9 protein-coding genes and 1 pseudogene are annotated in these 14708 nt (G+C 38.5%); 6 read left to right on the top strand and 4 right to left on the bottom strand.

Annotated features, from left to right (window positions below):
* Position 1: 1 nt before the first annotated feature.
* The 3 genes from argH (at position 2) to G7074_RS07140 (ending at position 3187) form a co-directional block, all read left to right on the top strand.
* The gene (gene argH, locus G7074_RS07150; protein ID WP_124560633.1) at positions 2–1333 is read left to right on the top strand and encodes an argininosuccinate lyase; all 1332 of its coding nucleotides are present in this window, start codon (positions 2–4) and stop codon (positions 1331–1333) included.
* Positions 1334–1384: 51 nt separating this feature from the next.
* A complete protein-coding gene (locus tag G7074_RS07145; RefSeq protein ID WP_166207615.1) occupies positions 1385–1849 on the top strand; it encodes a hypothetical protein in 465 nt (154 codons plus the stop codon).
* An 84-nt stretch (positions 1850–1933) separates the two neighbouring features.
* Complete coding sequence (locus G7074_RS07140; RefSeq protein ID WP_124560631.1) at positions 1934–3187, top strand: pyridoxal phosphate-dependent aminotransferase; 1254 nt, start codon at positions 1934–1936, stop codon at positions 3185–3187.
* Between the two features lie 187 nt (positions 3188–3374).
* Here the strand turns inward: G7074_RS07140 and G7074_RS07135 are convergent.
* The 3 genes and pseudogenes from G7074_RS07135 to G7074_RS07125 form a co-directional block, all read right to left on the bottom strand.
* Positions 3375–4444 (bottom strand): annotated as a pseudogene (locus tag G7074_RS07135) (RtcB family protein).
* 363 nt (positions 4445–4807) lie between these two features.
* Positions 4808–5626: a hypothetical protein gene (locus G7074_RS07130; RefSeq protein WP_166207612.1), complete on the bottom strand. Its 819-nt coding sequence runs from the start codon at positions 5624–5626 to the stop codon at positions 4808–4810.
* 58 nt (positions 5627–5684) lie between these two features.
* Positions 5685–6782, bottom strand: coding sequence for a slipin family protein (locus tag G7074_RS07125; RefSeq protein ID WP_166207609.1), 1098 nt, complete (start codon positions 6780–6782; stop codon positions 5685–5687).
* A gap of 1028 nt (positions 6783–7810) precedes the next feature.
* Here G7074_RS07125 and G7074_RS07120 point away from each other — a divergent pair.
* Together G7074_RS07120 and G7074_RS07115 are read left to right on the top strand one after the other, a co-directional pair.
* Complete coding sequence (locus tag G7074_RS07120) at positions 7811–8866, top strand: YafY family protein (RefSeq protein ID WP_124560626.1); 1056 nt, start codon at positions 7811–7813, stop codon at positions 8864–8866.
* A 16-nt stretch (positions 8867–8882) separates the two neighbouring features.
* On the top strand, positions 8883–10439 hold the full coding sequence (locus G7074_RS07115; RefSeq protein ID WP_240916493.1) for a glycoside hydrolase family 32 protein: 1557 nt from the start codon (positions 8883–8885) through the stop codon (positions 10437–10439).
* A gap of 89 nt (positions 10440–10528) precedes the next feature.
* Here the strand turns inward: G7074_RS07115 and G7074_RS07110 are convergent, their stop codons facing one another.
* Positions 10529–12112 (bottom strand): peptide chain release factor 3, encoded by a 1584-nt coding sequence (locus tag G7074_RS07110; protein WP_124560624.1) that lies wholly within the window; start codon positions 12110–12112, stop codon positions 10529–10531.
* 310 nt (positions 12113–12422) lie between these two features.
* Between G7074_RS07110 and G7074_RS07105 the strand changes: the two genes are divergently transcribed.
* Positions 12423–14693: a helix-turn-helix domain-containing protein gene (locus tag G7074_RS07105; RefSeq protein ID WP_166207606.1), complete on the top strand. Its 2271-nt coding sequence runs from the start codon at positions 12423–12425 to the stop codon at positions 14691–14693.
* Positions 14694–14708: the final 15 nt, after the last annotated feature.

Here is a 14708-nt window from a genome sequence, read left to right as displayed (position 1 = left end):
CATGAAAATCTGGCAAAAAAATATAGATGTAAATAAATTTGTAGAAACCTTTACCGTTGGTAAAGACCGCGAACTGGATCTGCAAATGGCAAAATTTGATGTTTTGGGTTCTTTGGCCCACACAGAAATGTTGGAAACTATTAATTTGCTTACTGCTGATGAATTAAAAACCGTTCAGCAGGAACTGAAAAATATTTACGCCGAAATTGAAGCCGGTAATTTTACCATCGAAGATACTGTAGAAGATGTACACTCGCAGGTAGAGTGGTTGCTTACGCAGCGTATTGGCGAGGCGGGTAAGAAAATCCACAGTGGCCGCTCGCGCAACGACCAGGTTTTGGTTGATTTAAAACTGTTTTTCCGCGCCTGTATCGAAGACATGGTCGGTCAAACTGCAACTTTATTTAACCAGCTAATTGAACTGAGCAATACCCACAAAGATAAATTACTTCCGGGCTATACGCACTTGCAAATTGCTATGCCTTCATCGTTTGGTTTATGGTTTGGGGCTTACGCTGAAAGTCTTGCTGATGATATGGAACTGATGTTGGCTGCCTGGAAAATCACCAATAAAAATCCATTGGGTTCTGCAGCAGGTTACGGCTCGTCGTTCCCGTTAAACAGAACTTTAACCACTAAATTGCTTGGCTTTGAAAGCTTAAATTATAATGTGGTTTATGCACAAATGGGCCGTGGTAAAACCGAAAGAATCCTGGCGCAAGCCATGAGTGCAGTGGCCGCAACTCTTGCAAAAATGGCTATGGATGTTTGCCTGTTTATCAACCAGAATTTCGGCTTTATCAGTTTTCCACCTGAGCTTACCACAGGTTCGAGCATTATGCCGCATAAAAAGAATCCTGATGTTTTCGAACTGATCCGTTCGCGCTGCAATAAAATTCAGGCACTGCCAAATGAAATTGCCATGATGATCACCAATCTGCCATCAGGCTATCACCGCGATTTACAATTGTTAAAAGAGAACCTTTTCCCGGCAATTACTTCATTAAATGAGTGTTTAGAGATCGCTACGTTTATGTTCCAGAACATTACGATAAAGGATGATATTTTAAAAGATAAAAAATACGATTACCTGTTCAGTGTAGAAGTGGTAAACGATTTGGCATTGCAAGGTGTTCCATTTAGAGAGGCCTACAAAATAGTTGGCGAACAGATTGAAAGTGGTACTTTTGCACCATCAAGCCAAATACATCATACACATGAAGGCAGTATAGGTAACCTTTGTAACGAGCAAATTTCTGCTTCAATGAACGCTGTTTTAGCACAATTTGGTTTCGAAAAAGTGAATAAAGCGATAAGGGATTTGGTTAAATAACTTTTATTAAATCTCAAGTTGTTGAAATTTTAATAATATAAATTAAAAAAAATGAAATTTTACCTAGCTACCTTCGCACTTCTGTTCGCTGTAAGTATTGCTAATGCACAAAAAAAGCCAAATCACCAGGAAAAACCTAATCCAATATCAAAAGCTTCATTTAATGGGAATGCCTGTGATATTTTGGTAGGACAACTTGTAGACCCAAAAGATTTTAAAGCAGTAGGCTTATCCGGCATTAGTTCTACAGATATGTTAAAGCCAAAGATTGACAAATCAATAGGGGTTGATATTTCATTGAAAGAAGATGCGGAGGTAATGAATGCAACGGCCTTCTTTAAATATTATGAAGTTCCTGCTGAAAATCAAGAACTAATTAAAGTTAATGGCAGTGCGTTAAAAACTCTAGAGAATTTCCTAGCAAGTAAAACAATGATTAGGAAAGTAGAATTTGGTAAGGATCAGACAGGTAGACTGTTTACCAACATTGTCACCCTTAACAACAAGAAGAAGTAGGTCAACGTTTAATTAAGTGGTTTTATTTCTTGAAATAATTGATACAGCTGGATAAAAGAAAGCTAAGCGAATAAAAAAGAACATATGAAAGTTTCAGTAATAGCCAATTCATTAATTGGCTCGGAAATTATAAAAATTGGTAACGAGGTTAATGAAATGAAGCGCAAAGGCGCATCAATTGCTAATTTAACCATTGGCGACTTCGATTCGAACATTTACCCGATTCCGGCCGAATTAAAAGAAGGAATTGTAGCGGCCTACAACACCAATCAAACCAATTACCCACCAGCCGATGGTGTTTTGCAATTGCGCGAAACGGTTTCTGAATTGCTAAAAGACAGATTTGGTTTAGACTATAATACCAACAGTATTCTGGTTTCAGGAGGTTCACGCCCTTTAATTTATGCTACTTTTCTGGCATTAATTGACCCAGGTGATACAGTAGTATTTCCGGCACCATCATGGAATAATAACCACTACTGTCATTTAACTTCGGCAAATGCGATTGCGGTAGAAACCGATGCTGCCCATAATTTTATGCCTACTGCAGCACAATTAAAACCGCATTTAAAAGGCGCAACTTTATTGGCTTTGTGTTCGCCATTAAACCCTACAGGTACCATGTTCGATGCCGATGCTTTGGCTGAAATTTGCGATGCAGTTTTGGAAGAAAATGCACGCCGTGGAGCAGATGAAAAGCCACTTTATTTAATGTACGATCAGATTTACTCGCTTTTAACTTTTGATAAAGAGCATGTAAATCCGGTTTCGTTGCGCCCTGCAATGCGCGAGTTTACAGTTTTTGTAGATGGTAGTTCTAAATGCCTGGCAGCAACTGGTGTACGTGTGGGCTGGGGTTTTGGTCCCGAAGATATCGTAAACAGAATGAAAGCATTGGTAGGGCACATGGGCGCCTGGGCACCAAAAGCAGAGCAGGTAGCCATGTCTGATTACTTTAACAATAAACCACAGGTTGATGCTTTTTTAACCAGCTTTAAAGGCCAGATACAAGACAGCTTAAATGCGCTTTATAATGGTTTTAGTGCATTAAAAGCTGAAGGTTTTAACGTAGATGCAGTTGAGCCGATGGGTGCCATTTACCTGACGATTAAGATTGATTACATTGGTAAAACAACCGAAGATGGTCAGCTTTTAAAAGATAGTGCTGATGTAAACTTCTACTTAATTAAAGAAGCCGGCGCTGCGCTGGTACCGTTCTCGGCATTTGGAAACGAGCACAGTATGCCGTGGTTCAGGGCATCAGTAGGGGCTTGTACCTTACAGGATATTAAAGATATGTTGCCAAGGATTAAAACAGCTTTAAGTAAGTTGAAATAAGATTATAAATAGATAGGAAAGCCTCTTCAATTAATTTTGAAGAGGCTTTTTGTTTATTTGGGCGTCATTTCGATTGGAGTGCAACGCAGTCGAGAAATCTGCCTAGAGATAATCTCTCCGCTTCACTGCGTTCCGGTCGAGATGACGACTTTTTTATTGGGTTTGCTATAGACTTAAGACTAAAAAACTAATCCTCCCTACTTCCGTCATCAGCCATTCTCACCATTTTAGGTTCGAATTTAGCCACCACATCAACCAATTCGGTTTGTGCAGCCATTACTTTGTGGATATCTTTATAAGCCATTGGGGCTTCGTCTAAACCGGCACCAATTAGAGTAACGTTATGGTCTTTCAAAATGGCTTTCATATCCGATTTGGTGATCGATTGGATCGCTTTCGTTCTACTCATTTGTCTACCCGCACCATGCGAAGCTGAATTGATCGAACTCATCTCACCTTTTCCCCTTACCAAGAATCCTGGAGCTGTCATACTTCCGGGATAATTCCCATTACGCCTTTACCAGCCGGTGTGGCACCTTTACGGTGAACAATCACTTCCTCGCCATTAATTAGTTCTTTCCAGGCAAAATTATGGTGATTTTCTACTTTGGCTAAAACCTTGGCACCAATGGCCCTTGTTAACCTTTTATGGATCACCTCATGGCAAGCCGAAGCATAATCGCCGGCTAAGTTCATGGCAATCCAGTATTCTTGCCCTTCAGCTGTGTTAAGGTCTAAATAGGCCAGATTTGCTGCCTCTTTAGGTAGTTTACAAATGCCTTTCGCCAGTTTGGTATAATGATCAGCAATGGTTGCGCCCAATCCACGCGAACCGGAATGGGTTAGCAAAGCTACATAACGGCCTTTATCGATATTTAAAACTTCATCTCGTTCTGCAAAATCTATAATTCCCCATTCTACAAAGTGGTTACCACCACCCGATGTACCCAACTGCGCCCAGGCTTTTCCGTGCAGGTTTTTTAAGAAAGGTGTGCTGTTAAAAGCTTCATTTTCTAAAACGTCGTGATCAGCTTTCTCTGTCCCACGGAAGTTTTGTCCTGCACCAAATTTGGTAAAGGCAATTAATTCGCGTTTGTACATGTCGTCCTTACCGAAATAATGTTTCTCGGGGATATTAAAGATACTAAGGGCCATTCGGCAGCCAATATCAACGCCCACTCCGTAGGGAATAATGGTGTTTCTGGTGGCCAATACACCACCAATAGGCAGGCCATAACCTTGGTGCGCATCAGGCATTAAAGCGCCCGCTACCGCTACCGGCAGTTTCATGGCAGTATCCATTTGGTTTCGCGCACCTTCTTCAATGTAATCGGGGCCAAATACTGCATAGGGTTTCGCATCGCTTACCAATTCAATAGTTTCATCTTTTGGTGCATTGATTTCTTCAATCATGGCTGTAGCCAGCGTATTTAAAACCGGATCATCCAAAAAACTTTCCGGGTATTCTTTTACTTTTTTAAATATGGCCAGCAATTCTTTTTCTTCGGCATCTGCAAAGCTTGCTTTCAGGATATTCAAAGCCAGGCCCAGTATTTTTCCTTCGGTATAACCTGTTTCAATTAGGTCTTTTCCTGCTATGTTGTTTTTCATTTTAGTGTTTTAATTCATTCCTAAAAACTTTAAGTCTTTTTCTTCAAACATTAGCTTCACTATGTTTAAGGAAAAGTCATTAAAAAAGGCTAGGAAATTTGAAGTGTTCTTAATATTTAATGTGAAGTTTGCTTTATCCACTTCTTTTTTTTTGGTTATGAAGTGATTCTTAAATAAGATTTTGCCTTTAGACTTTATTTCATTTATTGTATCTGATGTGACAACTTGGTCTTGATGAGCAATTATATTACGTAGTATTGAAATGATTTCAAAAAAATTTCCCCACGAAGTATCTAAGTCCACTCTAATTTTAGAAGATAAAAATGATGATATAGATGTTGATTTTGACTTTAAAAACTCAATAATATGACGATTATTTTTGTTATCACTCTTAATATTTATTTCTTTTAAATAAGCTTTTATTTCATTATTAATTCTACTGGCTGCTTTTCTATTTCCAAGCAAGCTTCCTTGTAAATAAAAATATTTTATATGAATAGCTTGTAGAATGAATGTCTCAATTGCAACGTAATTCTTTAAGATTAACAAAAGGGAAATGGAAGAAAAAAAGTCATCACCACATTTTTTTAAATTGTTTTTTTCAATTAATCGAATGTTATCACTTGATTTCAAATATCCTTCATTTTTATCTAAATTGAAATTATACGCACAAAATACAGACGTAAACAATTCAATGTTATTTGGGTTTTTGATGCAATACTCATCAATAGCTCTTTCTAAAAATGACTTCCAAAAGCTTAAGTCTGTATCAGCAGTAAATACAATTCTTTTATATATCTTAAATGCCTTTAATATTTCTGTTTCCATTTTATATAATTAATCCCCGGCAGGCAATATTCGCCTGGCCGGGGCTTCTAAATCTAATTTATTTTACGAAGATTTGCTTTAATTGGTCTACAATTTGACCACTTCCAGATAAGCTGATGTTGTTGATTTTTTCTGCGATTTTCTCCACATACTCCATCTCTTTCAACTTATACAGCATGGCATTTTCTTCCATTAATTTGGCTGTATTTAACAAACTTCTGGTCGAGGCCGTTTCCTCTCTCCGGGTAATGATATTGGCTTGTGCCCTTTTCTCGGCAATTAAAACCTGGTTCATAATCTCTTTCACATCGCCTGGCAAAATAATATCCTTAACACCGCAGTTTGTTAGTTTTATACCTAAATCTGCTGCTTTGGTAAGGGTTAAATCCATTACCTGTGCGGCAATTTTCTCTTTGCTTTCCATCAACTCATCAAAAGTCATTAAGCCGATAGATTCTCTTAATGCCAATTGCATGGTAACGTACAATTGCTTATCGAAATCTTTGTTCTCCAGTAAGGCTTTAATGATATCGGCCACTTTATATTGCACGCTAAAGTTAATTCGCAATTGGGCTTTATCTTTCGTTAAGATTTCTTGTCCCACTACTTCCAGGTTCAATTGCCTCATATCGGTTTTAACTACATTAATGGTAGTCGCGTTTTTCCAGTACATGTAATTTCCGGCCTCCAGTACTTTATCGAATTTACCGTCGATAAACAATAAGGCTTGCTCATACGACTCCACTTTAAACGCTCTGATGTAATTTACCAGTGGGGCTTTTTCCAGTAAATTTCGATCAATATTGGCTTCGATTTCCATGTTACTAATATTTACCTTTTCGAAAGTATAGCTCGATAAACCTTTCCAAATGGCATGATTACCTGCTGTTAAAACACTTTTAAAATTTTGGTTACGGTAAACCAGTGCCAATTCGTTATCGGCCACATCTACTACGTGCACCAGATCGGTAAAATAAGTGTTGGTTAACAATACTTCTAATTCGGCAAGGGTGAAAAAATATTCTTTTCCCATATCATATAGCGTAATCTCTTCGCCGAAACCTAACCAGTAAGTTCCTTCAGTTAATGCGTCTTTTAATTTTCCTCTTTTAAACACCAATCCAACATAATTGGTGCTAATGGTTACTCTTTTCATGTTTTTTGATGTTAAGATTTATAATTATTTAATTGTTTCGTTACAAAGCCATGTAAAAGCGCATTCATCTGTTTTTTGCGGAAATAAATCAGATGCTGCCGTTTTTAAAATGAAATCTCCTCTTTGATTAGTTAAAGCTGTAGACTTAACAGGTTCTTAAAGTAAATCTGATTTTTAAATCAATGCGTTCATCATTTTTTATTTTCTAAGCAAAAGCAAATTTGCCCATCAGGAACAGAAAAGAACCTTTAAGCAGAATGCGGTTTTACAAGGCGTTTTTTTGAGCATTTTGAAAAGTTACTCTTCTTTTTTGTTTTGGATTTTGAGTCCTAAACGCTTACCAATTAGCTATTCCAATACTCTTGGAAGCAGGATTCGAACCTGCATATTTGGTTGTTACTCTACCCCTGAGTTATTCCGGATCTCTCCGGAAGCGGGAATCGAACCCACCCACACAACGTGTTTAGACAAACTATCATAATCCTGATCAGCATATTCCATGCAATTGCACGAATACTTTGGGGCTATACCGAAACCCACAACTGGGATCAGTTTTACGTAGTATTGCCATTCCGGTTATTCACCGGAATTTCTTTATATGGCACTGATTTACCTAAACTGTTTATTTTGTTGTTAACCCTGTTCCGCATATTCGGAACAGGGGGCTTCGTGTTTGTAAGATGCTGTTCAAAAATGAGCAACATGGCTGAGAGCGCGTATTATTGAAACAGTTTATTTTTTGTAGTAAATCAGCAATTTATTGTTGATGTTTTTCAAAGAACTTCATTATCGACTGGCGACATTACAAAGATGCCAGCACCACTGCGCGGAGGAATTGCGTAGTTGAAAATATTTTATGATTATTTTTTTATGTATCTGATAATTAATTGAATGAATTTTATTCTTCCTGAAAAATGTTTCTTTTTATCGTGATCTGCGCAATTGTATTGCGTAGATGTGAAGCGCTTTCGTATATTTAGATTAACGAAATCACTAGATTTTTAACAGAAACCTAAAACTGCTCTAAAATGGCCATTAATAAATTAGCCCTCATCCGTTATAAAACCATCGACGATTGTTTGAAAAACCGTTTCCGTAAATGGACACTCGACGATATTATTGAAAAGGTTGCCGAAACCCTTTACGAGTTGGAAGGCATAACCAGTGGCGTAAGTAAACGTACCATACAAGCCGACATCCAATTGATGAGGAGTGATAAACTCGGCTATAATGCACCGATTGTGGTAAAAGATAAGCGGTTTTATGCTTATGAAGATCCAGGTTTTAGCATAACAAAAGCGCAGATTAACCATGCCGATGTAGATAAAATGAAAGAAATTGTTGGTGTATTGAAACAGTTTAACGCTTTTAATTATTTCGACGAAATGAGCGATATGATTGCCCGTCTGGAGAACAACCTTTACAAATCGACCAAGCAAAGTGGCAATAACATCCAGTTAGAAAGCAATAAGTTGGTAAAAGGACTGGAGTGCATCCCTTCACTTTACCAGGCCGTGTTAAATAAGCGTTCGTTGCTGATTGAATATAAATCGTTTAAGGCACAGCAGGCGCAACAGGGAATTTATTATCCATACCTGTTAAAGGAATACAGAAACCGCTGGTTTTTGATTTGCAAAGCAAAGAAACGTCCTGGGATCTTAAATCTGGCTTTAGATCGTATTGTCGAATTTCAGGAACTGCCAAACGAAGAATTTTTGGCTTATGAAGGGGTAGATTTTGATCGCTACTATGAAGATTTGATTGGCGTGAGCAAAAACGAGAAAGACCGGGCACAGAAGGTAATCTTAGAATTTGCCAACTATCATGCGCCATATGTTGTGACCAAACCACTGCATTCATCACAGATGATATTGTCAAAAAACGATAAAACAACAATTTTTAGAATCGATGTGGTATTGAACTACGAATTGGAACGGGAGATTCTGGGCTTTGGAGAATGTGTTAAAGTCCTATCTCCACGATTTTTGATTTCTAAAATTAAAAAGAGACTAGCCCAAACTTATGAGCAATACGAAACTATTCAAAAAACGGAAAAAGTCATTGCTCAAAATATCTTGGCTTAGTTAAACGTTTTAGTAATTGGATTCTTATTTGTATTTTGAAGGCTCAAAAACCAATTATGAGCAGAACCAAATATATCCTATTACTTGTTATCGCTTGCGCGATGAACACCTTCGCACAGCAGGCTACCCGCAATGGCGGCCAAATTATCACTTCACTGCACCTGCAAACTGGCTTAACGATCCAAACGGATTGATTTACCTGAATGGTGAATACCATCTGTATTATCAGTATAATCCATTCGAAAATAAATGGGGGCACATGAGCTGGGGGCATGCCAAAAGTAAAGATCTGGTACGCTGGGAAAACCTGTCTGTTGCCATCCCCGAGAAGATTACCAAAGATACTACTACCATGATTTTTTCGGGATCGGCTGTTTTAGATAAGCAGAATGTAAGCGGATTGGGAAAGGGCAAAGCGCCAATTCTGGCTTTTTATACGGCCGATTTGCCTAAGCAACGTAACGAATCGCAGTATATGGCTTATAGTAATGATGGAGGGTTAACTTTTACCAACTACGCGAAAAATCCCATCATCGATTTAAATAAAAAAGATTTTCGAGACCCGAATGTGTGGTGGCATGAGGCTTCTAAACAATGGATTATGACGGTTGCTATGGTTGATGAACACCAGGCACGGTTTTACGGATCAAAAAACCTGAAAGACTGGAGCATGCTCAGCGATTTTGGAAAGCAAGGCAATCAGGGCAGTGGTTGGGAATGCCCTTTTATGATTCCACTCGCAGTAGATGGAAATAAGGATAATACGAAATGGGTATTAATGATTTCGCTATTTGGGCCAAAAGGGCCAACCATGCAGTACTTTGTGGGTGATTTTGATGGCAAAACTTTTAAAAATGACAATGATGGCCAGTTAACTTTGCTGGTAGACGATGGCGATTCGTTTTATGCGGCCATTCCCTGGAACAATGCGCCAAATGATAAACGCATTTTTTTAGGCTGGTTGCAGCCCGGAGGCAAAGAAACCTTCCCATGGAAAGGACAAATGTCTATCCCCAGAGATTTAGCTTTAAAAACTACTGCTGATGGGGTAAGGTTGTTTCAGCAGCCGAGTTCGGTTATTGCAGGTAACCTTAAAAAACTTGCCCAAAACCGGGTCGTTTCCAAACAACATCTGCTTGTTGAGGGAGAGCTGAAACTCGATGATATTAGCAATGCAAATTGGATTGAAGCTGAATTTGATTTAAGTAATTCGAAAAACGCAGGTATCAAACTAGCACAATTAAAAGATGGGGAAGGACGGGTGATCAAAGAAATTGAAGTTGGTTACCAGGCCGATAGAAATGAGCTTTATGTAGATTGCTCGCGTTCAGAAAAAGGGATTAAAAACGACAAGAATATTATTCAAACTGCTAAAATAAATCCTGTTGGCAGTAAAGTTAAAATTCAGATCCTGATTGATAAATCATCGCTGGAAGTTTTTGGTAATAGTGGTGAAAAGGTTATCTCGACCATGATTTTTCCAGATGAAAAAGCAATCGGAATTACTGCTTTTTCAAAAGATGGCAAAAGCACTTTAAGCAGTTTAAAGATTTGGGATTTGAGCAGTAAATAATTAAGCCGTAATTTTCAGGAATATCTTATACAAAAAACCTCGCTGGATTTAAATCTGGCGAGGTTTTTTGATGCGTTTTGGACTCCCGACTAGCTTTTAAACTCGCTTGTTTTATGGAAATCGATATCAGCATAATCTTGTTTGGTTAAGTTAATCATGTACTCGCTATCTGCCAGATAAACCGGGTTAGCCTCTTTATCAAAACCGATGTGTTGCTGCTTGCGTTTTACAAACTCATCCAGTTTCTTTTTATCTTCTGAAGTTACCCAGCTCGAACGGGTATAACTTAGCGTACGGAAACGACATTTTGCACCATACTCGTGCTCTAAACGGAAATTAATTACCTCAAACTGAAGTTCGCCCACAGCACCGATTACTTTGCGGTTTCCTGGCTGCATTACAAATAATTGTGCCACACCCTCATCAGTTAACTGTTCAATTCCTTTTTCCAGTTGTTTGGTGCGCATGGGGTCCATGTTTTCTACTTCTTTAAAAATAGAAGGTGAGAAGCTCGGAATCCCTTTAAACTGTAGTTTTTCACCTTCGGTTAAAGTATCACCAATTTTGAAGTTACCACTATCGTACAAACCAACCACATCACCTGGCCAGGCTTCTTCAACAATACTTTTCTCATTGGCCATGAAATCCATCGGGTTAGAGAATTTCAGTTTTTTATCCTGGCGGGTATGGTAATAAAATTTGTTGCGTTCAAATTTACCAGAACAGATCCTTAAAAAAGCAATCCTATCGCGGTGTTTAGGGTCTAAGTTGGCGTGGATTTTAAATACAAAACCACTAAAATTTTTCTCTTCTACCAACACATCACGCTCCTCGGCCTCTCGGTGTTTCGGGCTTGGCGCAATATCAATAAAAGTATCTAAAAGCTCTTTAATACCAAAGTTGTTGATGGCACTTCCAAAAAACACGGGGGCCAGTAATCCTTCGGTATATAAATCTTTATCAACCTTGCCATAAATCCCGTCAACCAGTTCTACATCGTCTTTTAAAGACTTAATTTCCGAATCTTTCAGATAATCTAAAAGCGAAGGATCATTTAAATCGTTTGCGGCAACTACCGAGTCGGTAACCTTGGTTTTATCAGAATTGAATAAATTTAAGTGCTTGTTATAAATACTATACACTCCCTTAAAGGTATGTCCTTGTCCAATTGGCCAAGAAAGTGGGCATAAACTGATATTCAGTTTTTCTTCAATCTCATCCAGTAAATCGTAAGCTTCTTTACCTTCTCTGTCCATTTTGTTAATGAAGATAATAACAGGGGTGTTCCGCATGCGGCAAACCGACATGAGTTTTTCGGTTTGTTCCTCCACACCCTTTACACAGTCGACTACCAAAATTACACTATCTACCGCCGATAATGTACGGTAAGTATCTTCGGCGAAATCTTTGTGACCAGGTGTATCCAGGATATTAATGCGTTTACCGCTGTATTCGAAACCCATTACCGAGGTAGCAACAGAAATGCCACGTTGTTTTTCAATCTCCATAAAATCGGAAGTATTGCTTTGGTTGGCCTTGTTTCTTTTTACCGCACCAGCCGTGTTGATGGCACCTCCAAACAGCAGAAATTTTTCTGTAAGTGTGGTTTTACCCGCATCGGGGTGGCTAATAATGGCAAAGGTTTTACGTTTTTCTATTTCAGGGTTAAGCATAATAAATAGGAAATTATAAGATAGGTGGAAGCGTTAAAGAAATCTTGCTAAAAGAAGAATTTTAGATTTTTGCTCCATGAGGCTGCAAAGATACGAAAAACTGGCTAATTGTTTAATTGCGCGAAAGTTATAATTGCTATCGCCTGGGGTTAAGCCCTGGGCGATTTCGAGAGGTGGGTTTAAACCCAGGCGATAGATTCAGATAAAAAACAAAATAATCCTGAAATTCTATAAATCATGTCTATTTTTGTGCTAAAATGTTTAGCTTTATTTATCCTCCCTGTTTTAGCAAACTAAAATTTTATTGCTGATGCCTACATTAGAAGAAAGTTCTATGCCCGCTGAAATTGCGGCTAAATTTGTGAATTACACCTCAAAACATGTTTTCTTGACAGGGAAAGCAGGAACGGGTAAAACTACTTTTTTGCGGAAATTAATTCAGCTTACGCATAAAAAAGCGATGATTTGTGCGCCCACAGGTATTGCGGCCATTAATGCAGCAGGTGTTACCATCCATTCACTTTTTCAGCTACCTTTTGGTGCTTTTTTTCCCGATGCTGCAGGAAATATCATCAATCAGAACATCACCTTTAACTTTAATACACCACGTACTATGGTTAAGCATTTAAATATGCAGGGAAATAAAAGGCGGATGATTCAGGAACTCGAGCTATTGGTGATTGATGAGGTAAGTATGTTGCGGGCCGATATGCTGGATGCTATTGATTTTTCGTTACGCTATATCCGCAGGAATAAAAATGTGCCTTTTGGTGGAGTACAGTTATTATTTATCGGCGATTTGCACCAGTTGCCTCCCGTAGTTAAAAACGATGAATGGCGGGTAATGGCCGGCTTTTATAAGAGTATTTATTTCTTTGATGCACTGGCGCTGCAAAATAATCCACCGGTATATATTGAACTTGATAAAATTTACCGCCAGGATGATTCGGTTTTTATTGATTTGCTAAATAACCTGCGCAACAATCAGATTACCGCTCAGGATACTATATTACTGCAACAACATTTTATCCGCGATTTTAAACCTGCCGCAGATGAGAATTACATTACCTTAACCACACACAACAATAAAGCTGATGCGATAAACCGTGAACGCTTAACACAGCTGACCAGCAAATCGTACTTCTTTGAAGCTAAGGTTAGCGGTGAGTTTAGCGAGCATGCTTATCCGAATGATAAAAGTCTGGAGCTTAAGGTTGGTGCACAGATTATGTTTATTAAAAACGACATGACTGCCGAAAAACGCTATTACAATGGTAAAATAGGCGTTGTGCACCATATCGAAAAAGGTGTGGTAGAAATAGAACTACCTGAGGATAAAACGGTCATCCAGATTTCGCCTTACACCTGGGAGAATGTAAAATACAAACTTAACGAGGCCACCAACGAAATTGAAGAAAATGTAGCGGGTTCTTTTGTTCAATATCCAATAAAACTGGCCTGGGCTATTACGGTGCATAAAAGTCAGGGTTTAACATTTGATAAAGCGATTATCGATATCGGTGATGCTTTTGCTCCCGGACAGGCTTATGTTGCACTTTCGCGCCTGCGCTCACTCAAAGGATTGGTATTAACTTCGCATTTGCGCGATAGTGGTTTACAACAAGACCAAAACATCCATTATTTTTCTAAAACCAAACAGCCGGCAGAAGTGCTAGATCAGCAGATTAGTGCAGAGAGCCACGATTTTATCAGAACTTATTTGTTATCGGCTTTCGATCTGAATATAGTACGCTATTATTTTAAAGAGCATATGCAAACTTTTGATAAGAGCGAAGCCAAATCAACCAAGCAGCGCTACGATGATTGGACGATGGATTTATACAAGGATTTTCAGAAAATTACGGCAACAGCCGATACTTTTATCCACCAGCTTAAAAACCTTTTTGCCCAGCAAACCGAGCATACTTTGTTTAATGTATCGAAAAGGGTTCAGGCTGCGGTGAAGTATTTTAGTCCTTTAATTAAAGAGGTATCAGATAAATTCTTAATCCAGATTGAAGTCATAAAGGAAGAAAAACAGATTAAAACTTATTTAACCGAACTGCTTGAGCTGGAAATTGTGATTTACGAACAGCTGAAAAAAATACATAAAAGTAAAGCCCTGCTTGAGGCCATTATTGATGGAAAAGAATTCAGCAAGGCTGATACCGAGGCCCTTTTGAATACAGTTGAAAGAGAGGCTCAGTTAAAGAAGGCGATTACCCTTAAAGGAACGGCACTAAAAGTGAGGTCTGCTGCTGAGAAGAAAAAGAAAGAGCCGAAACCCGATACTAAACTTTTAAGTTTTGAATTGTACAACGAAGGCAAAAACTTAGCTGAAATTGCGAGGGAACGAGGTTTATCTTTGGGTACCATTGAGGGCCATTTGGCTTACTATGTTTCTACCCAACAATTGGATGTAGCGAAACTGGTTAAACCCAATAAAATCAGAAATATTACCGATGCAGTTGACAGCCAGAAAACAAAATCGATGGCCACTATAAGAGAGTTTTTGGGTAAGGATTATTCTTTCGGCGAGATAAAAATGGTGTTGGCATCGTTGTTTCCAACGGAAGAATAACATGCTTTTACCGCA

This window comes from Pedobacter sp. HDW13 (assembly GCF_011303555.1).
Taxonomy (GTDB): Bacteria; Bacteroidota; Bacteroidia; order Sphingobacteriales; family Sphingobacteriaceae; genus Pedobacter.
The sequence above is the reverse complement of the archived record's forward strand: the minus strand, read 5'-3'. Positions and strand labels throughout refer to the sequence as shown.

Bases quoted from the DNA above. Each gene is read 5' to 3' on its own strand.
- G7074_RS07145 (WP_166207615.1), top strand. From the start codon at position 1,385: ATGAAATTTTACCTAGCTACCTTCGCACTTCTGTTCGCTGTAAGTATT.
- G7074_RS07105 (WP_166207606.1), top strand. From the start codon at position 12,423: ATGCCTACATTAGAAGAAAGTTCTATGCCCGCTGAAATTGCGGCTAAA.
- G7074_RS07125 (WP_166207609.1), bottom strand. From the start codon at position 6,782: ATGAAAAGAGTAACCATTAGCACCAATTATGTTGGATTGGTGTTTAAA.
- G7074_RS07120 (WP_124560626.1), top strand. From the start codon at position 7,811: ATGGCCATTAATAAATTAGCCCTCATCCGTTATAAAACCATCGACGAT.
- argH (WP_124560633.1), top strand. From the start codon at position 2: ATGAAAATCTGGCAAAAAAATATAGATGTAAATAAATTTGTAGAAACC.
- G7074_RS07110 (WP_124560624.1), bottom strand. From the start codon at position 12,112: ATGCTTAACCCTGAAATAGAAAAACGTAAAACCTTTGCCATTATTAGC.
- G7074_RS07130 (WP_166207612.1), bottom strand. From the start codon at position 5,626: ATGGAAACAGAAATATTAAAGGCATTTAAGATATATAAAAGAATTGTA.
- G7074_RS07140 (WP_124560631.1), top strand. From the start codon at position 1,934: ATGAAAGTTTCAGTAATAGCCAATTCATTAATTGGCTCGGAAATTATA.